The sequence below is a fragment of the Vibrio sp. 10N.222.49.A3 genome (assembly GCF_041475145.1).
GTDB classification, from domain to species: Bacteria; Pseudomonadota; Gammaproteobacteria; order Enterobacterales; family Vibrionaceae; genus Vibrio; species Vibrio tasmaniensis_A.
Genome location: NZ_JBFRVM010000015.1, coordinates 45,574 through 70,885 on the forward strand (window position 1 = coordinate 45,574; position 25,312 = coordinate 70,885).

Genomic DNA, 25,312 nt, shown 5'->3' on the forward strand with positions numbered 1-25,312 from the left:
TCATGAGCAATAACCAAATAGAGCATCACCTAAGAAAAGCGCTTGTTTCTAACAACGAGGCTTCCAAGGTCACAGCAGATGACACCATCGTGCTTGCAAGTGCGATGACTAGCGTTCACAAGACGTTACTCATCATTTTTCTACTTGCTTTGGTGGCTATCGCCGTAGCGTCACAAGCACGCATCGACATTGTCGTTTCTGTGCGTGGCGAGCTGTTACTAGAGTCTGATGTTGAGAAAGTTCAACATCTAGAAGGCGGTATTTTAGAAGAGCTGTTAGTGAGAAAAGGGGAAGTTGTGTATGAAGGCCAACCTATTGCTCGAATCCGCTCACTCGACCGTAACACCCAACTCGATACAGTGAACACCGAAATCATTCAGCTGGAACTCGATAAAATCCGTTATGAAAGCTTGCGTGACATGGTCGAACCAAACTTTGCTTCTTACATCGAAAAGTACCCAGAACAAGTTCAAGTCAACATGAATACGTGGCAGCAAGAGTTCTCGAAGAACCGCTCTAACGAAGAGCTGATCACTCACGATATTAAACACAAAAACTCTCTAATTGGATCAATGCTAAAGCGTCGCAAAAGCTCAGAGAACCAACTCTCACTCATTCGCAAACAACTCAACATCAAAAACACGCTTTATAAAGAAGAGATGGCGTCATATGTCGACGTTCTAAATATGAAAGTACAAGAATCCAATATGGTTCGTGAGATTGAAAACCTTGATGAGTCCGTCATGAATGAACGTTTCCAGCTCGACAAACTCGAGAAACAACATCGAGACTTGGTTGAGAACCGAAACTCTGAGTACCAAGCACAAATCATCCAGGCCAATAAAGACCTCAAACTAAAACGGATCTTACAACCACAGCACTCCGATAAGGTAGACCGACTCATAGTCTACTCACCAGTGGATGGTGTGGTCGACAAATTACACTTCAACTTCCGTTCTGCGGTAATACCACCCGGCGAGAGTATCGCTGATATTGCTCCAATCAATAACTCCCTACACGGTGAAGCGAAAATTCCGCGTAAAGACATGGGGTTTGTTGAAATTGGCCAGGCGGTAAAAGTAAAAATGGATACTTATAACTTCGCAAAATATGGATTTGTTGAGGGAACCATCGCCTCAATTAGCCGTTCATCATACGAAGAAGAAGATGCCGAATTCTATTTGGCAGAGATTGAGATTGATCGAAACTTTCTTGAACGAGGAGGCACTCAATACAAATTATCACCTTATATGGAATTTACCGCCGACGTAAAAACAGGCTCGCGTCGCGTGATCGAATACGCTGCAAAACCTGTGATGTCAGCCATCGAAGATGCATTCGATGAGAGGTAATCAATGAGCGGAAAACCTTCTTATAACATTTCCGTACCAGCTCTACGTCTGAGCATATTGTTCAGCGTAGTACTAGCGGCGCTCGCTTTCTATTTATACTTTTCTTGGTCAAAAGTAGATTCGGTTGCTCAAGTGCAAAGTGCCCCACTGCTCATACAAGCTCAGAAGCTTAATCAGACCATCGAACAAGATATTCAAACTCTACAGCAGTGCTTAAGTACCGACACTTGTGGTACTAACGAATTCAATCTAGTTAACTTGAAGCGTGAAATAGATGAATTTAGATCGCTAGCCTCTTTGAACAAAACTGAGTTCAGCTTGGTTGGCGCGACTGAATACACCCAACTTGAATTAGCTATCAATCGCTTTTCCGACAGCACTAAAACACGCAACGACGTACTCGACTTATACCTGTCACTGACCAACAACTACCTACAGATGGACGACAACTACCGCACCATGTTCAACAACCATGCGAGCGACTTGATGTCAGAGAAAAATGAGTTCTTTATCTGGTTGTTTATGGTGGTCGTGATACTGGCAGTAATCACGGTCCTATCGAACTCAGTTGCTATGTTGAAGCTGAAGAAATCCAGCTCTAATGAACGAGAAATCGACTATGAGTTCGATGCTCTCTATCAAGAGCTGAAACAACTCGACTTACAAAGACTCGAAGAGCTTCTGAATGAAGTGAGCATCAATCCGAAACAACGCCAGATCTACTCTCACCTCAAACTGATTTTCAGTAAATTGGAAGACCAAAAGCGCAATAACGATCTCTACAAACAGCTGTATGCGCTAATCGGCTATGAGATTCGCGGAATCACCAACACCATCAACGGTGGTGTCCAATATCTGGTTCAAGAAACCGATGAAAACGGCGTATTGATGGCGAAGGATATTACCTCAGCATGTAGTACGTTATCTGAGTTAGCAGAAAACTATAACCGTTTGATTTCACAGGGTACGGAAAGTAAGTCGAAGGAATTCTCTTTACTGAGCGTGTTGTCTGAATTGATGATTCATATCAGCGCCAAAGTTCAGAGGAACGAAGGTCAACTCGACTGCTTTATCTCTGATAATTTGCCGAACCGTGTGGAAGGCCAATCCACCAGCTTGTTCTGGATCTTGTTCCTGCAGCTTTCTAACGCCATCCAACTTAAATCAAACAAGAAGTTGTTCGTGACAATAGAGTCTGGCGCAGCTTCGGATATGGAAAATACACGTGTCACCATCAATCTGAATTTCCTTTCAACACTGGATGTCTCTGTCGCCAAGCTCAATAAGCTCCATTGGAGCGATCATAAACACCATACTGCTAACACAGACGACTTAGCGAAAAGCGTATTAAAAGATTACGGGTATTACGAAAGTCACTGGTTCCAATCGGGTACACAGGAACGTTTTCAGATCGAGCTTGATCTCAAGGCGAAGAATTTCCATACAGAGAAAACTCGCTTCGACGGCAAGCGTTTACTGCTTTGCGCCAATACACAAGTTCGTATAGATGTAATGAAGAAAATGCTCAGTAACTTGGGGCTTGATATCACTGAAATCCGCACTGCAAATGAGTTGTTTTCAGCGGCGAAGACCTTTGGTGAGTACGATGCCATCATGCTGACCGATACCTTTGAACCTAACAAGCTGCCATCACTGAGCAAAACGGTGAAATCTCAACTTAAGAATCATCCAAATACCAAGCTGTTGCTGTCAGTAACCAATACTCAGCATGCACAAGAGTGTCACAGCTTCGTCGATAAGATCATCAACTCCCCTGCGATTCCTTATGAGTTTATTCCGAACTTACTCACCATTATGGAAGCAGAAGCATCAGAAGAGCAGATGGAAAACAGTTCATTCCTTATCGTAGAGGATGACCGAGTTCAACAGATCTTACTTAAACGAATTTTAACCAAACAAGAGTATGAACCAGACACGGTTGGCGATGGTGCCGACGCAGTAGAGCACTTCATGAATAAACGTTCTGACATCATTTTCATGGACTGCATCATGCCAGGTATGGGCGGCATTGAAGCGACCAAACGCATTCGCCAGTTTGAACAAGAGAACGAGAAAAACCCTTGTACCATCATAGGGGCAACCGCATTGACCAGCAGTAACGAACACCAGGCTTGTATTGAAGCCGGAATGGATTACGTGATCAGCAAACCTTACAAAAGCGACCAAATCATCAAGGTGATCAACAAGTATGTGGCGGTACAGAAACTTAACTAGCAGCATTATGGCTGCGCTTGCATTCAGCACAACACCTTCAGTATCGGCGACGACCCTGCTTGAGGCGGTAGAACTCGGCCTGCAAAACAGCCTATCCCTTCGCGCCAGTGATAAAGGTGTGGAAGAGAACGAATACAACATTGGGATCAGCCGCTCTAAGTTTCTTCCTTCACTCAATGGTGCAGCTGATACTACATGGAATGAGAATGAAACCTTGTTATCGAGCGTGCCCGATGAAACCTCCAGCTATAACTCAAACAGCTACAGCCTTTCCCTTACCCAATCGATATTCAATCTTGGTGATATTTTTAAATATGGAACGGCAAAACTCGACTTCAATATTGAAGAAATTAAACACGAGAACAAAATCCAGAGCACTATCTCTGAAATCGGCTCTCAATACTTCGAGTATTTGAAAAACAATGCGCAAATAAAAGCGACCAAGGTAGAGCTTAAGTCGTCTGAGACTCGTGAACATCAGATGCGACGCAACGTAGAGTTGGGGAACACAGCCGCCAGCGAGCTGTACGAAGTTATCGCTCAGAAAGAAGGTGTGTCGAATCGATTAAGAACCTTGCAGAAAGATCGCCGTGTCATTCTCAACGGGCTATCCATTCAGATTCAGTACCCTATCACTCCATCACAGGATATATACGAAAGTGTGCCATTAAAAGAGATAAACGAAAGCGAACAACACTCAATCATGGATCAAGCGTTAAAGCTCAACAACGACTTACTAGTAGCCAAGAAAAACGTCGAGAGAAGCCGTAGAAGCTTAAAAGAGAGCGGTACAAACTTCTTACCTACCGTGTCACTCTCAGCCAGCTATCGTCACGATGACGCCAATAACTACGATAAAACCGACATCACAGCGACAGGCGAAAGCAACTCAACTAGCGTTGGCTTGAACCTAGCCTTGCCTATTTTGTCTGGTGGTTCTGATTACTATGGATATCAAAAATCATCGACGGCAATTGAACGTACTGAACTGCTTTATCAAGACTCGCTTTACACCACGCGCAACAGCGTGAACACCTCTGTACTCAACATCAACGATTTTTCGCAATCTATAAGCAGTTACGAGAACATCATTCGCGCCAACTATGCCTCTTATAAAGGGATCCAAAGAGCCTACCAATTAGGCACGCGTACCATCACCGACTTGCTGGCGGCGGAAAGTAAACTGTTCAGCGCTTTGAGAGACTATGAAAGCGCACGATACGACTACATCATCGAGACCATCAAGCTTGAGCAAATTAAAGGCATACTCTCAATTCAATCGATAGAGAGCATCATGCAATTGATGAGCGATATTGAGGGACGAGACAATCAAGATTTGGTGCCGAAACACCTTCTCTCAACGGAGTCATTGAGAAAAGGAGGTCGTAATGCAAACTGAGCAATTTTCGCAAAAGATCAATATGGCAGATAAGTGTTATCTGACTTTCTCAACGATAATATCGACCCTGTTTGGCTTGGTACTGCCCTTCTCTATTCTGATCATTTTTGACCGAGTGTTACCCAACCAAGCACAAGATACTCTGTTCTTACTGTTTACGATTATCTTGATTTCCATCTTCCTTGACTACCACCTGAAAAATCAGGAAGAGAAGATTTCCTCTGTCATCATGAGGCAGTTTGAGACCAACTTAACCAATAAGGTGTTTCAATCCATCTGTTTGGCTGAGATCTCTAAATTCCGCCGTTTAGAGCCCGGTGAATATTTGGAGCGTATTTCGACCATTCCAGAACTGAAAACCTTTTTTGGTGGAGAATCGGTTCGAGCACTGATCAACCTTGCTGTCAGTTTGATTACCATCCTTATCATAGGACTCATCAACATATGGGCTGGTATTACACTTCTGATTGCCTCTGTCATCTTGGCTATTTTCGCGTGGAGCCTTTCCAAACAAAAGATTGGTAGTTTGCAGAATAAGTCAGACATCGAAGGGTTAACCACCTCCAAAATCATCGAGATCATCTCTAGCCCGCTTGATATCAAAGCTCGAAATATGGAATACCGCGTTGAAAGCCTGATGACACAAATGGTCGAGGAACGTGAAGTTGAAAACATCAAATACGAACAGATTGAATCGAATTTTGGCTTAATCTTAGCGCTCATCCAACAACTCTCGATTGCTTGTGTTGTTGTGGTATTGGCAACAGCCGTGATCAATATGGAGTCAAGCCAAGGCATTATGGCCGCGATAATCATGCTTACCAATCGTTACTTCGCGCCCTACCAACAAGTGATGCGTACCGCGAGCCGCTGGGAACTAAACAAGCTCCATATACAACGTATCGCCGAACTTCTTGAACTGGCCGCGTCGGTTGAACATCAACATGAGACGACCGAAGTAGAACGTATTTCTGTTAAATATTCTGAAAAGCAGCGTATCGAATTCGAACTCGGACAAACTTATTTGCTTACCGGGAAAAGTGGCTCCGGCAAGACCCACCTTGCTAACTGTATTACACGTCAGAACAATGATAACAAACTGGACATCATGATTAATGACACGCCTCTGAGTGACGTAAACTACAACGTTTGGCGTAACAGCGTGCTGATGGTCGATAAAACAAGTTCATTCGTGGAAGGGACCATTATTGATAACCTAACCTGTTTCCGTCCAAGCCTGAACAATACGGCTTTCGCCTTATGTGAAACCATGAACATCAAGGCTCAAATTGATGGGCTGCCTGCAGGTTTCTATACCGAGCTCAAAGGTCACATGCGTAACCCATTCTCACGCCAAGTTGGCTATGCTCTGTTATTAGTCCGTGCCCTGCTCGCCAGTAAGCGTGTGTTGATATTCGACGATATAGACTGCGTCTTTGATGAAGAATTTGCGCGCGTCGTGCTGACCAGTACCGCCTATCGTGCCAATGACAAAATCTTAATCATCGCCAGCAATAAGATGGATAAACTTAACCACCGCCTCAAACGCGTAAAACTTATCGGAGGTGACCAATGAGTATCCTAGTAGACTTCAATAATGTGCCGCAACGTGTTTTGGATTTTGAATCTAGTGGATACGACGAACGTTACAGTCAATCGCCACTTATTCGTGGTTTGGCCTACACCTTGATAGCGCTCGAATGGGAAGGCACGCCCGCTATACTCAGCGATGCTTTTATTCCAAAACCCAAAGACGGCGATAGCTTTACAGCAACCATAGAGCGCCTTGGATACCGCTGTGATGTGACCAAACTAAAGACACTCGAGAATATCGATAAATATCCTCACCCGTGCTTTATTGAGATAGAAAACCTCAGTGCCATCTTCTTAGGGACAAAAGATGGGAAGTTGCTGCTGTTTGATTACACGAACAACAACACCATTGAATACCCAATGTGTAAAAAGCCCTGCTTGCTGATTTCTATTAGCGAGTACTCTCGTCTGTTCCGCGAACCACCTCCGGAATCGCAAGACAGAAGCAATTGGATAAAATACGCTTTCTATCGTTACAACAATGAACTTAAAAGCCTGATCATTCTGAGCTTCGTCATCAGTATTCTCGGTGCGTTACAGCCATTCTTCATCATGAGTGTCTATAACTTCGCACTGACTTCGAGTTCTCAAGCCACGCTCTATTGGTTGACCCTATTTGCCGTGATCGTCGGCTTCTCGGAATACTTCTTCAAAAAGATGCGAGTCAACATCATTGCGACCTCCGGTAAAGATCTCGCGGTTCACATATCCCAAGCCGTAATATCGAAACTGCTTTGGCTGCCCTACGCAATGACTTCAACCGCAGGGGTTTCGTCTCAGTTGGCTCGTTTGAAAGATATCGATACCTTCCGCCGCTTAGTGACCGCAGAATCGACCCTTAGTTACTTTGATATGCCGTTTGTGATTGTATTCATCATTGCGATTGCTCTGATGTCTGGCACCGCTGCACTTGTGGTGATGGGCGGCTTAATATTGATGTTGGTGTTCTGTGTTTACTCTCGTTACATCTACTCACAAGCCACATCTAAAAGCTCTCGCGCCAATGCGATGGTCTCTTATCAATGGAATGAAATCCTTCGTGGTATCAAGACCATTCAGGGTTTGCCTTTGTTGCGCGTGGTTCAATCTCGTTTTAGTGCCTCCCATATGCAAAGCACCAATGATGCGGAGAATGTCGCTGTAACCAACAGTAAAATTCAGGCTGCAGGTGGTAGTTTGATTCAGGTGATTGGTACTGCAAGTATCGTGACCGCAGTAATCGGAGTCATGGAAGGCACTTCTGATGCGGGCGCGATGCTCGCAACCGTTATTCTCGTTTGGAAAGCACTAGGCCCGATAATGGGCATCTATAACTCAATTTCTAAGTTTCAATCCATCAAGGCTTCGTCGGCACAGATCAACAACTTGATGTCGATGAATGACGACAAGTTAACGCTAGAAAAAAGCCCGCCTATTCGGCTGTTCCAAGGAAATATTGTGGGCAGTGGTGTCAGCCACCGTTACACAGGGGCAGCAACAGGGTTAACCAACTTGGGGTTCAAAATACCACCCAGTGCAAAAGTGGTCATTTGTGGCCCTACGGGCTGCGGAAAAACCACCTTAATTTCAATCATTGCTGGGCTAGAAGACCGCTATCAAGGCGCAGTTTCTGTCGATGGTTACAACATTAAACAGTTCAATAGCTACCGTTATCGCACCTCAATTAACTACATCCCTTTTAACCTGCATATTTTTGAAGGCTCACTAGAAACCAACTTCATTCTGCATAACGGACTCATTCCGACAGAGAAAATGCAGGAGATGGTGAGCTTCTTCGAGCTAGACGAATGGCTGCCAGAAGGCTTAGCGACTCAATTGAGTGTCGATAAGTGCAAAGGTCTTCCCAATGGCATTCAACAAAAGCTGCGTTTGGCACTTGGTTTAGGTAACTGTGAGCAATCTCTGATAATCATTGATGAACCGTTCAACGGGGCTGAAAATGAAAACGCCCAGTATTTTAACCGCCTGTTCAGCGATAAGTTGCTGAATAAAACCGTCATTTTTTCGACCAATGATCCCGGTTTGATCGCTACTTCCAATATGAGTTTGGTTCTAGAACCTGATGGCAACTTGAAATATTTTGGCTTAACAGACAAATACTTAAACAGCTTGAGTTAAACACGACGATGCTTATTCACAAATTACTCGTTAGATAAATAGATGTAATTGACAAAAACATAAGTGAGAGAGATGATTCGCTCTAAAATCACCGATAAAAAGGAAGCAAATGTACACATTCGTTGCAGACAAGCTTGATGTAGCTTACTTATCCGCAATTCCTGAAAACCATCAACTTCAGGGCTGCGATGTGCCTGAAGAGGAAATCGAACTTCGAGAGATCATAGAAGTTTGGTATGAGTGTGCCTTTCTACCCGCTTTCAATCTTCAGAAAATCGATATCGAGAACAAAGCTGAGTTAACCGTCGTACAATCAAATGTTCTGAGCAACGATACGCGTACGCTCGCTTTCCTACTCAAAAACAGAGTGTACCGCGCTGCACTGAACAGAGTGCTCGGTGTTTGGGCACTAGAACCTTCTGCAAAAACGGTGTTAGAGCAACTTCTATTTGAACTAAGTCTCGATAAAAATCACCCTAATTAACTCGCTTTTTAAGATACTCATCAATAAGCATCAAAATCAAACCGACCGCCAAACGCTATAAATTGCTAGCAAGAGAAGCTATTTCAAAATAAGCTTAGGAATCACAAGAACTTATACCCCTCCCACACTTCCATTAAATTTACAGTTTCAAAGTTTCCATATCGGCATTTTTATTCTACTGTTTTTATATAAAACCAGTTGGATGGATCCTTAATATGTCGACACTTACGGTCTGGAATAACCTTTCAGTTAAACATAAACTCTTTGGCTTAGTTCTACTACCAATCTCATTGCTCCTTTTCTTAGCCGGTAGACAAGCTTACTTTCTGACGACGCAGTTAAACGATTTTGAGCGAACCAATCAGCTAGCAATTTACCTTGAAGATATCTCTGTCTTGTATCGAAGTACTTTGGCACCAAACACTGAAGAGTTCGTTAATCGAAGTGCTAAGGTAAATGCCGAGCTCAAAGCACTTTCACCTAGCATATTTCTAAACAGTTCCGAAGAAGTGAACCAACTGCTGGCCGACTTCAGTGAGGCAACCTTGTCGACTATGAAAACGACCGACAGTTTCGATAAGCTGGATGCGATTGAATGGCAAAGTGACTTGTACCAACAATTGTTGCTAGCCATTGAGAAAGTCCCTTTTGATATCACCAAGCGTGAGATTCAACAGCACCTCACCGCCTTGCATCAACTAGAGTGGTTGATGTTTTGGTCAAATGAAGAATTTAAGCTCAGCGCTTCACTCTTCGATATTTACCAAAATCATCAAGAGTATGATTCTGAACTAGCCGAGTTGGTTGAAAGCCTCAATGCTAGGCAAGTTTTGTTCTTAGAAAGATTTGTGTCCTTGAATGCCAATACACATCAAGTTTCACTCATGATTGAAGTGTTTAAAGATGAGGCTTTTATGAAAAGCCAAGAGATACGTCACGCACTTCATAGTTCATCCACAATAAGCGCATTGACTCCACAAGAGATCACTACCGGACTCAATGCGATGAGTGCTCGCCTAAGCCTGTTGCAGAATTTAGGTGACGTGATCAAACAAGAGTTCCAAGCCGAAGTAGCTCAAGCGATCTCAGATGCTCAAACAGAAAGAACGCTATTTATTTCCATCGTCACGTTGCTTGCAGCAACTGTTATGGGCTTAACCCTAAGCTTAGCGAGACAAGTCACTAACAACCTGAATTTAGTGTTAGCTTTCTTAAAAAGCGAAAATGACGAAACTCGCCCTTCTTTGGATAAGTTAATCCAAGGCAAAGATGAACTCAGTCTATTTGCGCAGCAAGTTGAACGATTGACCATCGAGCGAGAACTTGCAAAAGAGAGGCTTACGATAGCGAAAGAAGACGCAGAGCGAGCCAAAGAAGACGCTGAAGAAGCGAAAGATCATGCAATACAAGCTAGCAAAGCGAAAAGCAGCTTCTTGGCCAATATGTCTCATGAAATTCGTACCCCACTCAATGGCGTTATTGGTATTTCCGAGATTCTTGCAGATACCCCACTCACACCCACACAGCGTGATTATGTGGATACGATTGAAACTTCATCCCAACTGCTACTGAGCTTGATCAATGATATCTTAGACTTCTCGAAGATTGAATCTGGCATGCTGTTAATCAGCCCGCACTCGGCGTCGATTAGAGAATCGATATACGACATAGCCTCTATTGTTGCGCCAAAAGCGAAAGAGCAAAAAATATCGGTTAACGTTGATATCAGCCCAGACACACCAGCTCGCGTGATGATCGACGATCACCGCTTAAGACAAATCCTAATGAACTTTATGTCGAATGCAGTGAAGTTCACGGCAGAAGGTGGCGTCACATTATCAATCCAAACGCTCGAACAATCTGACGATAATGTCACCATTCGATTTGCCGTTCGCGACACAGGTATTGGTATCGGCAAGCAACAACAGAAACAAATATTCGAGCCCTTTGCTCAAGAAGATGACTCAACTACACGTCAGTTTGGCGGTACCGGTCTTGGCCTCGCCATCAGTACACAGTTGGTCGAACTGATGGGTGGCCAGATTCAGCTCGATTCAGTCAAGGGTGAAGGCAGCTGTTTCTACTTCGACTTAGAATTACCCGTTGACATGATGCTACCTAAACCAAGCACTGCAACCGCTGACATTTATGTTCTGGGTAACGAGAACATGCTTTCTACACGAATAGAATGCGACCTTAACCTTTATGGCTTAAAGGTAACTCAGCGAACGAATAACACTTCCGCGATGACCGAACAACTCGCGACTCAGAAACACAATAAACCGATTACTGTCGTTTTCGCTGAAGATGATGCATTCCTAGCTAATACCCACGCAGATAACTTAGCTAAGCTGCACCAAAATGGCATCACTATCTGTTTGATACGTTCTTTCTTAAGTGAGCCTGCGGATCTTGGCGACAGCGTTACTGCACAAGTCGCACAGCCCCTACTCGGCTTACGTTTAATTAAAGCTATTGAGCTCTGTGATACGCAGGGTTTAGCTGAGCTTTCAGAGGCAAGCCAGCAACCTCTAGAGATCCAACACAAAATCCTCATCGTCGAAGACAACAAGATCAACCAAAAAATTGCTGGGCTTCATGTCGGTAAAAGTGGTTTTGAATTCGAGTTCGCTAATAATGGTCAAGAAGCTGTGGACATGTTCACCGCAAACCCTCATTACGCAGTGATACTGATGGACTGTATGATGCCCGTCATGGATGGCTTTGAAGCGACAAGCAACATTCGACGCGTTGAAAAAGAGACCAACGCCACGCGCCGTATCCCTATCATCGCCTTAACCGCCAGTGTGATTGATGATGATATTCAAAAGTGTTTCGACGTAGGTATGGATGACTATGTACCAAAGCCATTCAAATTTGAAATGCTAAAAGAAAAAGTACTTGCCGCCGTTGAAGCGATGCCACTTCCTGCTGCCTACAAAACTAAATCTACGAAAAAACCCGCGACCGTAACGCCGATTCTTAATGCTGCAGTTAAGCGAACATTGCCAGAAGAAAGAGTGCAAAACACGGTTCCGAGTAAATCTGAAAGAATACTGCTCGTCGAAGACAATCGAGTTAACCAAAAAGTCGCTTCTGTGATGTTAACAAAGGCCGGCTACGCGTTTGAAATCGCCGACAACGGACAAATCGCCGTCGACATGTACCAAAACGACAGTAGCTTCGACATTATTCTAATGGATTGCATGATGCCCGTTATGGACGGCTTCACTGCGACCAAAGAGATCAGAGAGCATGAGAAAAACCTAGGCTTAAGCAAAACGCCTATCATCGCGTTAACCGCCAGTGTTATCGACGATGATATTCAAAAGTGCTTTGATTCAGGCATGGATGGATATGTAGCGAAGCCCGTAAGAAAAGAAAAGCTATTCCATCAAATAGAAAGTGCGACTTGTTAGGAGATACCCATGGATTGGATTAGAACAATAAAAACACTTCCCCGCAGAGTCATGTTGCCAGTCGCTGTAGGGCTATTAGGAAGCTTGCTTCTTCTCAGCCCTGCTCACGCCGCTGAAGATTATGCCATATTTTCTTTAGACTCCGGATTTGAAGAGATATCAATAAACAAAGCGCGAAAGCTCTATAGAGGGAAAACTAAACGCCTCAATGGCAAACGTGTTGAACTGTCTGATTGGCCTGAGAACAGTGCCGAAAGAGAGGACTTTTATCAGCTTTTGCTTGGAAAAAATGCCGCTCAAATGAATGCACACTGGGCTGGTTTATCTTTTTCAGGAAAAGCGCGTTATCCAAGAGAAATCAAAACGGCGTCAACCGACAGCTTAGTGGACTGGCTTGATGACAAACCAAACCGTATTGGTTACTCCCCACTCTCTTCGGTTCCTCAAAATGCCAACATTCTCTACGTTATAAGTTCGGAGAAATAATATGAAAAGAATAATTACGTCAGTGTTATGTGCCTCAATGGCCTCTCCGGCTTTTGCGAATATCGAACTTACCGATAATTTATCCTTGAGTGGCTTCGGTTCAACATCCTGGGCTAAGTCCGACAATGAAACCCCCTTGATGATCACTCGCGGTTTTACCGACGAAAATTGCTACGACTGTGACACCACATTTGGTGTTCAACTAGATTACTTTTACAACTCATTCAAAGCTTCCGTACAAGTTGTCAAGCCACCCCAATATGATTGGAGTGACCCTCAACTCGAATGGGCTTACCTCGGATACGAGTTTAACGACTTCGATGTAAGTATTGGACGCTTAAGGCTGCCACTGTTCCTTGCCTCTGAATACTACTATGTCGGCCAAGCCTATATGACCGCGAGACCCCCTACAGAGGTATATAACAGCGTTCTCGGAATCACAGCTTTCAATGGCATAAAAGTGAGCTGGACTCACGATGTCAGTGACGAAGCTACTCTTTCACTTACTCCGTTTATCGGCATAAAAGATAAAAATGACGTAGATTTCAACTCGACTACAAAACTGGAATTTGAAACCAATCGCATGCTCGGCGCAAATCTGCAGCTAAGCGGTGATAGCTACCGTTGGAATTTATCTTTCCTAGATTCAAATTTCGATCAGATTGTTATCACAACAATTCCCGGAGTACCGACCCCATTCAGAACTGAGCAAGATAACCAGCATATCCAACTTTGGTCATTAGGAGCAGAATACGAACTGGGTCAATTTGTTTTGACAAGTGAAGGACAAATCAGTGACTTCTCTTCATCCATGTACGCCAGTCTTGGATACCACTTAGGAGCATTCACTCCTTACGTTGTGTATGGTGCACAATTTGACGACCATGAGCATTTAAACGGAAATAGTTATTTAGTCGGCGTTGATTACGATGTTCTGCCAAACGTTTCTATCAATGGCGAAGTTCAGTACTTTGAATCGAAAAAATCAAATGGCGTATTTATCGATACCCCAACGGGTGACAGGGATGCCATGCTTTACACCATCATGTTGAGTTTCGTTTTCTAATCAAGCGTGAAATTAATCGTCATTAGAAATAAAAGCCCAAGTTAATTAAATAACCTTGGGCTTTTTAATATTGGTAAGCAAACAGCGCTTAGTATTTAAATATTACTTTCACGTCACCTGTTACAGCGGCTTCGTCGACATAACCAATTGCGTTGGTTTTTGAAGCAACCGTAGTGATTGCTTCGTTGTAGTCTGCAACCTGGATTGGCGCTTCAGCTTTACCGGTAAATACAAGTCGCGACCACGCTGATTGAAGTTGTGATTCGCTGCGTCCCGTCGCCACCTCATGGAAAGCTAGTCTACCTTCAGAACCATCGGCCAGCTCGATGATCTGTGCTTTGGTACCATTCGATAGCTTGCTTTTCTTACCCATGAATAACTTTTTAACGTCAGATTTAGATAGAGAATCAACACCTGCATTGTTACCAATCACTACCATTCCAGCAGAAGCGTTAAATGAAAGAACCGCTACGGTTATTGCTGCCAGTAAACTTTTCATGTTGCCTCCTTAGAATACGAAATCAAGACGTGCTGAATAGACAATAGAGCTGTCTTCAAGGTAGTTACCCGTTGCAATTCTTGGATCCGCAGTTGTCTCAACATTGCTTTGGAAACCGCCACTTGTATCGCGGTAATCGACATAGGTCACATCCGCTTTTAAAGACATGTTCTTAGCGAAATCCCAACGGCTACCTACAGAGTAAGAAATACGTTCATAATTCATCGATTCCTTCACGGCCGTACTGGTCATACCCTCACGCTCTTCGTTATCCGTTGTTTCAACCCAGCTTACAGAAACATAAGGCGTAAACTCATTAATTCGGTAACCTACTAAGCCAGAAACCGACTGATAATCATAAAATTGGCCTTCTAATTGAACGTCAGCGGCTTCTACATTGACTAGCAAATCACCGTTATCATATTGAGCGCCTAGAGAAATAAACTGACCATCTTGGCTATCTAAGATCGCACCCAACTGACAGTAAGGGTTTGATAGTGGATTTTGGAAATCACAAGAAGGGTTTGACTCAGCAACAAAGTACGAACCACGGAAAGTAAAATCATCAACGTTCCAGTTGGCACTGATACCAAACAGTTTGTCCAATTTCACTTCGCCAACGATTGAATCATCTTCATCAATAGTACCGATACCAACCACTGGCTGAAGAAGAATACTTGAATCTTCAAGTTCAATCGGAATCAATAAATCAGCACCCGTGTAGCCCTTCAAAACAATGTTTTCATACAATTCTTGAGAAGGTCTGATCATAGGGTATGCATAACCAAGATCGGTGTAATCTGAGTAGAAAAACAAAGGTAAACGCAACTTACCTGCTCGAGCTGTGAAGGCCTCAAAATCATAAGAGGCATAAGCCATTTCAATTTTTGGCTCATAATCATAACGGCTGTTTGCAACGATTTGCGTCACGAACTTAGCACGCTCATTTACTTGAAAATCAAATTGTAAGCCTGCTAATGTCTCTTGCTCCCAATCTAATTTTTCGTCGGTGTAACCCGCATAACCTATCGCATTGTCTGACTTACCGATGCCTACAGAACCAAACCCACTAATTCGAAGATCATCCATGTTTGCAGCATTTGCTCCAAACGCCATACTTATTAGGGCAGCAACCACTGTCTTCTTCATAACTAACTCCAATTGTTATGTGATTTTTGTTTTTTATATAATTGTTTTTGTATAATCAGCCCATATTGGGGGCATACTCCCGCCCTCCTTAAGGCATAGCCGAAAAGAAAGAGGGAATGATTCTAGGGAACTTAACTGACTTTAAAGTGGCCAGTTAGTGTTGAAAGATTACGAGTCACTTTTTGAATATCTTGCGCCACGGCGTCCACTTGCTGAACACTGTTACTGGTGCCTTCTGCCATCTTACGAATTTCTTCGACAAAAGTTTCAATGCGAGTTGAGGTTTGCTCCTGCTCTTCAGTCGCAGCGGCAATACTTTCGTTTCGTTGACTGATTTCGATAATATCTGAAGTGATTTTCTGCAGAGAATTTTCCGCGACAATTGATTTTTCAACACAAGTTTCAGCTTTAACTACGCTATCAGAAATAATCGATGACGCGGTTTTTGCTTGGTCTTGTAACTGTAAGAGTACAGATTGAATTTCTTGTGTAGATGATTGAGTTCTTGATGCTAACGTTCTTACTTCATCAGCAACGACAGCGAAGCCACGGCCTTGTTCACCAGCGCGTGCAGCTTCAATTGCCGCATTGAGCGCAAGCAAGTTGGTTTGCTCTGCAATCGAACTGATCGACTCAAGTATTGAGCCTGCACTTTGTGTGTTGTCATTTAGCTGTTTAACCACTAGCGATGCATTACTTACATCATGCGTTAATTCTTGAACGGCTAAAATCGTACTCTTGACTTGCTGTTCTCCTAAGCTTGCTTGCTCACTCGCACTGGAAGCTGAAGTCGAAGCATCATTAGCGTTCGTAGCGATTTCTCTAGCGGCAAGAAACAACTGATTTAATGAGCTTGATACTTCTTCAATAGAGAGGTGCTGCTTAGTCGACAATTGACTTGTTACTTGACTTGATTTAACAAGTGAACCAGAGATCGTGTCCAGCTGAGTAACGTTACCTATAGTGTGTGTGACGTTCTGCTGTAAATGAGAGACAAAGCTATTGAACGACTCTACTAAAGGTTTCAGTTCGTCATTTTTTTCATGCTGAAGACGAACCGTTAAGTCTCCATCTCCTTCAGCAATATCACGCATTTTGTCACTGATATTCGCGAGATCTCTACGTATACCTTTCACCACAAACCAACCAAAGATACACATCGCAAGCATGGCTACAGCACCGGACACGCTCATGATTTGGTTAGCTTTTTTATTGTTTGATTCTAAATCTTGCACTGCGCTTTCAAACTCTGATTGACGAGCCAAAGAAAACTCATGCATACCCAAAGTAAGCTCATCTAAGATTGCGGTGCTCTGTTTTGCAAGACGCCCGGCTTCACTAAGGCTGATCTCTTCATCTATCATGCCTTGAGCAATTCGGTAAGCTAACTCAAAATATTGATTGGTTTTATTTTTCAGAAGTGCAGATGAGCTCTGTAACGAAGGATCGAGAGAGGTTTGAATGTTGAAGTTATTTTGAATCTCAGCGAGAGTTTGCTTGTTCATCTCCAAAATCTCTTCATCGCCTAGAATCACTGCCAAATTAAAGCGCTCAGCTAATTGAGAAATTAATACACTATTCAATGAAGCCGCATTCATAACCGGATAAGTAACTTGGTCAATTCGATTAACCTGCTGGGTGTTACTGGTTAACGTATCCCCTCCGACAAATAGAATACTAGTAAATCCTACTAGCGACACTAAACATAAAGCCAAAATCCTATTTTTAATCGATAGTGTAAACATAAACTCCCTTTGCTAAACAGTATGGTGAACCGCACATGTATTTTGAACAATAACAGATCTGACCAGTATATCAATCTGTTACAACGAAAATAGTGACAGAAATGTTAATACTATTTACAAATCATCATATAAACGAGAATAACCATATAAATCAGCGGGTATAATTGAGTTCTTTGTTAAAAAGGAACTCAACATCAAGCTGAACACCTCACCATAAGACTGAAATTCATCATGTTCCAAACTCGCTTTAGTTATTCATAAGTGGGGATTTCACGATAGTTAAGTCAATATTAAGAACCCAAGTTTCCTCTTACATTTAGCTTCGTAATAAATTTGAACCACAAAATTCTCTACTATTTAATGGTTCTGTCAGCAGCGTCAGCATTGTGTAAGAAGGCTGCAAACTCACGAACTTCACCGCCTTTATCCAGTCAACCTAAGAGCGAATAAACAGATACCTTAAACGGAGAACGCATGCGAATAGCGACTTTATCTTTAAGTTTGGTTTCAGCGGTCGGTTTCGCGGCTGAGCCAAATCCTTTTCCAATTACGCCAGACGAAACTGGCGAAGAGTTTATGGTAAGTGCAACGAATCCATACGTAAGCAGCACCGGGTATTCGGTACTTAAGCAAGGCGGTAATGCGGTCGATGCGATGGTGGCGATGCAGATGACAATGTCGGTGGTTGAACCGGATATGACTGGGATTGGCGGTGGTACTTTTGCGTTGTTTTATCAAAAAGACAAAGATCAATTTCTCGCACTGGATGGGCGTGATGAAGCCCCGTCAAGTGCCACTCCAGACATGTTCATTGAAAATGGAGAAGCACTCAGTCGAAATGAGATTTTAGGACCAAGATCTGTAGCCGTTCCCGGCACGCTTCGTTTGCTCTATAGCACTCATCAACAATACGGAAAGCTACCATGGTCTGAGCTTGTTCAACCCGCGATTGAACTGGCAAGCAAGGGTTACGCGATGAACAGCTACACCTACGACATCGTGGTTCGTGAACAAGAACGATTGATTGAAGATCCAGAAATCGAAGCCCTGTATTGGAGTGACGACCAAATCAAACCAACCGGTACATTGATGAAGAACCCAAAGCTTGCTGACACTCTTAGCAACATTGCTCAACAAGGCGATAAGTACCTTTATGGTGGCGAGTTTGGTAAGCACATCGTTGAAACTGTGAACAACAGAATCGATGCCGACCACGCAAAGCTCTCTATTGAAGATTTTGCACAATACCAAGTCAAACAGCGTGAGGTTATTGAAAGCGACTACCGAGGCAACAAGATTGTCTCGTTCGGTTATCCAGCCTCTGGTGGCGTGATGGTTGCTCAAAGCCTTGAAATGCTCGAAGCCTATGACTTAGCCGACATGTCTAAAACTGATGTTGAACCTTGGCGCTTGATGACCGAAGCCATGAGAATCGCCAAAGCCGATCGCATCGCTTATGCGGGTGATCCAGATTACATCGAAGCGCCAGTTGCTGCCCTACTCGACAAAGCCTACATCGACGAGCGACGTAAGCTCATTCCAGAGACTGGTATTGCGAAAACAAAGCCAAAAGCAGGCAAGCTAACCGATACTGATTACGCTCAGTATCAAGGTTTTGAGAGCCAAGATACCGGGCACATATCCATCATCGACAAAGACGGTAATGCCATTGCAATGACCAGCACCGTCGGAACAGGTATGGGATCAGGGGTAATGGTCGATGGTGTGATTCTTAACGCACAAATGGCAAACTTCTCCACCAAACCCACCATAAACGGTAAACCGACTCAAAACTCTATTGAAGCAGGTAAGCGACCTCGTTCCGCGATCACCCCGTTAATGGTTATGGATAAAAAAGACGACCTGCGTTTAGTGGTTGGTTCTCCTGGTAGCTCACAAATTCCGGGGTATGTGTTAAAAACCGTGGTTGGTGTTTTAGATTGGGATCTGTCTGCGCAGGAAGCAATTGACCTTCCAAACATCCAATACGGCACCAAGATAGATCGCACCAAACCTTATGACCCAACGGGTTTATTGGTCGAGAAGAAGACTTACGCTGAAATGTTGGTTCCAGAATTTATGCAGCTCGGTTACCCAGTACATGTCATTCCAGTGGTCAGCGGTTTGAACGCCATTGAAATCAAAGATGGCAAGATCCATGGCGCGACAGACAGACGCCGTGCATCCACCTCAATGGGCGAATAATTTAACTTAAGGGGTGAGAGAATAAGCTCACCCACTTTAAATGTTTCCAACTTGTGCCTTGCTTTAAAACCACATTCCAAGCAGAACTCTAGATCCAAAAAAGCCAGTCGAATATTTCGACTGGCTTTTCATAAGCGGCTTATCTATTTACTCATTCAAATATTATGAGCTTGGCGCTACTCGCTTCTCTTTCAGCTGCTCAATAACATAGTCAGGAGCCACTTTACCTAGCTCACTTAAGCAATCATCGGTCTTGTCGTTGCCGTATCGCACGTAAATATCACATACCGCGTATAACTGCTCCGGAGAACCAGAGATCAAATACGCCTTCTCGAACGATTTAGTCGATTTGTCGATATCCAGCTCTTCTTGTAGTACCCCATTCAAGTACCAGTAGTAGCTGTTATCTTTTGCAAGTTCTGCTGCTACTTCAATCTCTTTGGCTGCTGCTGCCTTGTCTTCAAGGCGAACCAAAGTTAATGATTTAGAATAGTGCATCGCTGCATTGTCCGGCACGTTCTTCAAACCACGATCCAACACCTCGACCGCTTGTTGATCTTTATTCAGAGCTCGGAAGTTATCCGCGTAGCTCAGCCAAACTTGAGGGTCTTTCTGGTGAGTATTAATCAACTCAAGATAAATCGTTTCCGCTTTATCCCATTCATTGTGCCAACGGAGCACGTCAGCGAACAACAATTGAAACTTTTCAGATTCTTGTGATTCCAAGAATGTTATTAACTCAGCGACAGGTTGTTCGATTTGTGCTTTCTGTTCTTTATCTAACGTATTGTAATCACGAACTAAGTTCGATGTTGCTGAATGACGAACCATAGAGTCTGTATCGCTCAGCAAAGGCGAAACTAACGCCCAACGATGCTCCAGTTGGTAAGGTTCAGAACCGATAACCGCCGCTTCACGAACTTCAGGGTTTTGATCTTTTAAGCCTCTTGCAACCGCCACCAGCGCATTTTGGCTTGGGTATGAAGCAAGTTCTTGCAGTGCACCAGTACGATTTTCAACGGATTGATTCTGATCTTGAGCCATGTAAGACAACTGTTGAATTCGGGTTTGTGTGTCCGTCATTTCAAGCACTTGATTGATATTTTGTGCTGGCGCGTCAACGGTTTGTTGAACGCTATTGGCAGCCATTGCTGACGTTGAAATCAATGCAGACGTTGATATCAATGCAGACGTTGATATCAATGCGGACGTTGAAACTAATAGAGCAACAGCCGTCGCTAAACTCTTCTTCATCATAGTATTACCTTAAACTGGAGAACTTAGCCTGTCCTTAGACTCGTATCTGATTAAATTTATCTTGGGCCGTTGACCCAAAAAACGAGTTAAAACTTGGTCTCGAACGTAGCTTGTTGCGCCTGTTTTGCACGATGCGCCATCAATACCGAGTCACTGAATTTGCCATGAGCCACTGAGTGCCCCATCGCACGAGCGATATAAGCCATCGACTTGTCGACATGAGAAAAGAACTTGTGCCAACCAGCACATAAGTAGTTCAAGCCCGGTTCACCTGCGCGAGTTTTGATAAAGCGGTTTTTCGGACATTCACCATGACAAGCAAACTTGTACTCACACTGCTGACATTGACTGGTCATTGTGCGTGATTTAGCAAAACCAAACTTTTGCTGTGGTGCGCTGTACGCCAAATCATCAAGCTTCTCGTGGTGGATATTGCCAATTTTGTATTCAGGGTAAACGTAGTGGTCACAAGAGAACACATCACCGTTTGGCTCCATCGCTAGGCCTTTACCGCAGATCTCATTCAGAGTGCAAAGCGGATTCGGACGACCAATCCACGTTTCTAAGCTCGCTTCAAAATACTGAACGAACACTTTACCGATGTCGTTCTTCGCCCACTCATCAAACACAGAGATCAGGAAGTTACCCCAAGCCAAGTCCGACACACACCACGATTCCATGATCGAATCTTTATGGCCGGGGATCAGGCGTTTGTCGCCTTGTTTTAGCTGCTCACTCACTTGGGATGTTTGTGGCGCAACCGTTCTAAAGGTTTTCTGTTCAACGATAGGAATAAACTGCATTTGCGGTGACTTCACCACATCACGTAAGAAGCGATACACCTCAAGTGCATTTTGACTGGTGAGGTTATTCACACAAGTCAACGTTGCAAATTTAACTTGATGTTTGTGCAGCAACTCAACCGCCGCCATCACTTGTTTGAATGTGCCACGGCCTGCTCTGTTAACACGATAGGCATTGTGCAGCATTTCAGGACCATCAATACTCAAGCCGATCAGGAAGTTATTCTTTGCTAAGAATCGGCCCCAATCGTCATTGAGCAGTGTGCCGTTGGTTTGTAGGTCATTAGAAATCAACACACCTTCAGGCTGGTACTTTTTTTGTAGCTCAACCACTCTTTCAAAGTACGCTAAACCCAGCATAGTTGGCTCGCCGCCCTGCCATGAGAAGATAATTTCAGGCGTGTTTTGACCTTCGATATATTGTCGGATGTAGGTTTCTAGTGTCTCATCATCCATTCTCGGAGAACTGCCTTTCTTGTACTCCAACAAATCTTGCTTACTTAGGTAATAACAATATTTACAGTCGATGTTGCACGCTGCGCCAATTGGCTTAGCCATAACATGCAAGCGTTTAGACGCTTTACCATTGTATTGTGGACCTTGAGTAATGTGCATGATTTATCTACCTATCTTAGTGTCTGTAGCCATCATAATGCCTATTTCAATCAGTGGCATGTTATACCCTTTATAACCAATAGGAATGACCTTAAACGTTAAAATTGCCCTCTATTTCGAACATTCGAGGCACGTGATGAAATTTTTCAATTACAAACAATTAGCGGCGATCAGCAGCGTCACCATGACTATTTTCCTAAGCGGCTGTGCGAGCGTGCCTACACACCCTATCGCCCAACAAATCGACCAAGAGATGGTGCTAGTTGAAGGTGGTACATTCACCATGGGTTCGAACGATCCTGAAGCGACCAAAGCAGAACAACCAGCGCGAGATATAACTGTAGATAGTTTCTACATTGCGAAGTTTGAGGTGACTCAAGAATTGTTCGAATCGGTGATGGGTTCATCTCTCAGTTATTTCCAAAACCCACAAGTTCCGGTCAATAACTTAAGTTGGCAACAGGCGAACTACTTCGTTGAACAATTGAACGAACTTACAGGTGAAGAATACCGTCTGCCGACTGAAGCTGAATGGGAATTTGCAGCGAAAGGTGGCAACAAGAGCAAAGGCTATACTTACAGTGGTTCCAATAACTTAGATGATGTTGCGTGGTACTCAGCAAATTCTAAAAATAGCGCACATCCAGTCGGGCTAAAGAAGCCAAATGAACTAGGCTTATATGACATGACCGGAAACGTGGGTGAGTTTGTGATTGATGCCTTCGATGACACCTTCTACCGATTCGGTCCAACAGACAATCCTAACAACGCAAAACACAGCGACGTTGGTTTATCACATAAATCGGTTCGCGGTGGCAGCTTTGCTTATGACGAAAACGAATCTGAAAGTTACCGTCGCGACTTCGCAAGCCAATCGATCACTATGTCAGATATGGGCCTGCGTTTAGTTAAGGATACGAACTAGCTAAAGCTGTGAGCTAGTTAAAGAATGAACTAACTAAAGGTGCCAACGGTTATGAATCAACAATCTTCACAAGCGATACTAAAATACGACTTGCACTATACACACATTAGAAATTTGACACACGTTAGAAATCTGACCAAACGTTAGAACTCTGCGGCAACGCTGAATAAGGAACTTCTATGCAATACACCAAGCTTTCAGGACTTACACTCGCGTTACTCTGTGCCTTCCCTGTCTCAGCAGCAGAGAAGCCAAATCTAGTCCTTCAAATCACGGTAGATGGCCTGCGCGCAGATCTTATCGAACGATATAAGCACAACTTCGGTGAAGGTGGTTTCCGGTACTTAATGGATGACGGTACTTACTACACCAACGCGAACTATCAACATGGCAACACGGAAACGATCGTGGGCCATGTGTCGCTTGCAACCGGCGCTCCACCGAGCGTACACGGCATGGTAGGTAACGTTTGGTATGACCGTAGCGAAGAACGTTTGGTGTATAACGTAGAAGACGGTAACTACAAAATGTTGACCTCTGGTGCGGGTGTCGATAAAGCAACTGAGATCGACCCAACTCAGAAGACAGCACAAGGTGATGGGCGATCTCCAGAGCCTATACTTGCCACCACGTTTGGTGACGAGCTGACAATTTCCAATAGTGGCAAATCAAAAGTGTTCGGTGTATCCGTGAAAGACCGCGGCGCAATCTCATTGGCGGGACACAGTGGTAAAGCCTTCTGGTTCTCCAAAGCGCAATCTGAGTTTGTCACCAGCAACTATTACTACGACGAGTATCCAGATTGGGTATCACGTTGGAACGAGAAAGCGATTGCTGCAGAGTACTCGAAACAGAAATGGGAGCTCTCATTACCACGTGAAAACTACACGCTGCAAGAGCACGATACCGAACACAAAGTGAAACTCGGTGATTTCCAACGCACCTTCCCTCACCCTTATGGCCCCGCGAGTTACAAGTACTACAGCACAACGCTAACCGTTAGCCCGGCTGGCGATGAAATCACAGAAAACTTTGCAAGCACACTGTTGATGCAAGAGAAGCTAGGTCAAGGTGACGTGACCGATTACCTGTCTGTAAGTTTTTCATCAAACGACTACGTGGTGCACTTATACGGCCCTGAAAGCCTAGAGACAGAAGACAACCTAATTCGACTCGATAAGACGATCGCCAAGCTTCTTAAAACCGTTGATCACCAAGTCGGACTAAAGAATACACTAATTGTGTTGTCTGCCGACCACGGTGTACCTGAATCTTCACCTGCGGCAAATGCGCTTGGCTTCAATCAAGCTCAATACTTCAATAAAGACACACTGCTCTCGAGTGGCGTAGAGCAAAGGTTGAAGGATGAGTTTGGTTTATCCAAAGACGCAATACGCTTGTACGCACAGCCTTATATTTATCTGAATCACGATTTAATCGCAGAGAAGAAACTTGACCTAGCTAAAGTACAGGAAGCGATCGCCGATGAAATAGCGAAAGTGAAGGGAGTGGCGTTTGCCGTATCAAGCAGTGATATCGCGGCAAACCGAGTACCTGATACTCATGTAATGCAGCTCATTAAGAACAACTACCACCCAGCTCGTTCTGGCGATGTGTATGTGGTATTTGCACCGCGTAGTTACATTAACGACATGGAAGGCCTTCAAATAGCCTCTACACATGGCTCGCCATGGAAGTACGATACGCATGTGCCTGTAATCTTCGCAGGCTACGACGTTGAAGCTCAGAAGATCTCGCGGGCAATCACGCCATACGACATCGCGCCAACACTTTCGAACAAACTAGGGATAACCCAACCAAGTGGATCAATTGGAGAGGTGCTGCAAGAAATTACCGAATAATAGACGTCATTAAGGTTTCTTAGTTTTAATGTCGAAACCCACACCAAGTAAAAGAGCCACTTATCAATTCAGACTGACTCAGTCAAAACAGATAAGCGGC

At 43.9% G+C, this 25,312-nt stretch carries 17 protein-coding genes; 12 read left to right on the top strand and 5 right to left on the bottom strand.

The annotated features are described in order from the left end of the window. Positions 1–2 precede the first annotated feature (2 nt). The 9 genes from AB4589_RS01645 to AB4589_RS01685 all read left to right on the top strand — a co-directional run bounded on the left by AB4589_RS01645 (position 3) and on the right by AB4589_RS01685 (position 14,152). Positions 3–1,352, top strand: coding sequence for an HlyD family type I secretion periplasmic adaptor subunit (locus AB4589_RS01645; protein WP_009844977.1), 1,350 nt, complete (start codon positions 3–5; stop codon positions 1,350–1,352). Positions 1,353–1,355: 3 nt separating this feature from the next. Then, positions 1,356–3,587: a response regulator gene (locus tag AB4589_RS01650; RefSeq protein WP_017102612.1), complete on the top strand. Its 2,232-nt coding sequence runs from the start codon at positions 1,356–1,358 to the stop codon at positions 3,585–3,587. Beyond that, a complete protein-coding gene (locus tag AB4589_RS01655) occupies positions 3,562–4,986 on the top strand; it encodes a TolC family protein (RefSeq protein WP_017102611.1) in 1,425 nt (474 codons plus the stop codon). Before AB4589_RS01650 ends, AB4589_RS01655 begins: the two co-directional genes overlap by 26 nt. Further along, positions 4,976–6,562: an ABC transporter transmembrane domain-containing protein gene (locus AB4589_RS01660; protein WP_017102610.1), complete on the top strand. Its 1,587-nt coding sequence runs from the start codon at positions 4,976–4,978 to the stop codon at positions 6,560–6,562. The genes AB4589_RS01655 and AB4589_RS01660 overlap by 11 nt, the downstream gene beginning before the upstream one ends. Next, positions 6,559–8,697, top strand: a complete 2,139-nt coding sequence (locus AB4589_RS01665; protein ID WP_102249233.1) for an ATP-binding cassette domain-containing protein — start codon at positions 6,559–6,561, stop codon at positions 8,695–8,697. Before AB4589_RS01660 ends, AB4589_RS01665 begins: the two co-directional genes overlap by 4 nt. Positions 8,698–8,806: 109 nt before the next feature. After that, positions 8,807–9,181 (top strand): hypothetical protein, encoded by a 375-nt coding sequence (locus AB4589_RS01670; RefSeq protein WP_372099142.1) that lies wholly within the window; start codon positions 8,807–8,809, stop codon positions 9,179–9,181. 215 nt (positions 9,182–9,396) lie between these two features. Continuing rightward, on the top strand, positions 9,397–12,600 hold the full coding sequence (locus AB4589_RS01675; protein ID WP_372099143.1) for a response regulator: 3,204 nt from the start codon (positions 9,397–9,399) through the stop codon (positions 12,598–12,600). 9 nt (positions 12,601–12,609) lie between these two features. Next, positions 12,610–13,086, top strand: a complete 477-nt coding sequence (locus AB4589_RS01680; RefSeq protein WP_017080103.1) for a hypothetical protein — start codon at positions 12,610–12,612, stop codon at positions 13,084–13,086. A gap of 1 nt (position 13,087) precedes the next feature. After that, positions 13,088–14,152, top strand: coding sequence for a porin (locus AB4589_RS01685; RefSeq protein WP_372099144.1), 1,065 nt, complete (start codon positions 13,088–13,090; stop codon positions 14,150–14,152). 88 nt (positions 14,153–14,240) lie between these two features. On the opposite strand, the gene AB4589_RS01690 is transcribed toward AB4589_RS01685, so the two are convergent. The 3 genes from AB4589_RS01690 to AB4589_RS01700 all read right to left on the bottom strand — a co-directional run bounded on the left by AB4589_RS01690 (position 14,241) and on the right by AB4589_RS01700 (position 17,398). Continuing rightward, positions 14,241–14,651 (bottom strand): phosphate ABC transporter substrate-binding protein, encoded by a 411-nt coding sequence (locus AB4589_RS01690; protein WP_017094536.1) that lies wholly within the window; start codon positions 14,649–14,651, stop codon positions 14,241–14,243. 9 nt (positions 14,652–14,660) lie between these two features. After that, positions 14,661–15,800, bottom strand: coding sequence for a hypothetical protein (locus AB4589_RS01695; RefSeq protein WP_102566602.1), 1,140 nt, complete (start codon positions 15,798–15,800; stop codon positions 14,661–14,663). Positions 15,801–15,931: 131 nt separating this feature from the next. After that, positions 15,932–17,398, bottom strand: a complete 1,467-nt coding sequence (locus AB4589_RS01700; protein ID WP_372099162.1) for a methyl-accepting chemotaxis protein — start codon at positions 17,396–17,398, stop codon at positions 15,932–15,934. Between the two features lie 621 nt (positions 17,399–18,019). Between AB4589_RS01700 and ggt the strand changes: the two genes are divergently transcribed. Then, entirely contained in the window at positions 18,020–19,750 is a 1,731-nt protein-coding gene (gene ggt / locus AB4589_RS01705) for a gamma-glutamyltransferase (protein ID WP_372099145.1), read from the top strand. Positions 19,751–19,912: 162 nt separating this feature from the next. Here the strand turns inward: ggt and AB4589_RS01710 are convergent, their stop codons facing one another. Then, on the bottom strand, positions 19,913–21,007 hold the full coding sequence (locus AB4589_RS01710) for a hypothetical protein (protein WP_372099146.1): 1,095 nt from the start codon (positions 21,005–21,007) through the stop codon (positions 19,913–19,915). 86 nt (positions 21,008–21,093) lie between these two features. Next, the gene (locus AB4589_RS01715; RefSeq protein ID WP_371694486.1) at positions 21,094–22,425 is read right to left on the bottom strand and encodes an anaerobic sulfatase maturase; all 1,332 of its coding nucleotides are present in this window, start codon (positions 22,423–22,425) and stop codon (positions 21,094–21,096) included. Between the two features lie 136 nt (positions 22,426–22,561). On the opposite strand from AB4589_RS01715, the gene AB4589_RS01720 reads away from it, so the two are divergent. Beyond that, on the top strand, positions 22,562–23,350 hold the full coding sequence (locus AB4589_RS01720; RefSeq protein ID WP_102249227.1) for an SUMF1/EgtB/PvdO family nonheme iron enzyme: 789 nt from the start codon (positions 22,562–22,564) through the stop codon (positions 23,348–23,350). Positions 23,351–23,529: 179 nt separating this feature from the next. Further along, positions 23,530–25,212: an alkaline phosphatase family protein gene (locus AB4589_RS01725; RefSeq protein ID WP_372099147.1), complete on the top strand. Its 1,683-nt coding sequence runs from the start codon at positions 23,530–23,532 to the stop codon at positions 25,210–25,212. Positions 25,213–25,312 lie beyond the last annotated feature (100 nt).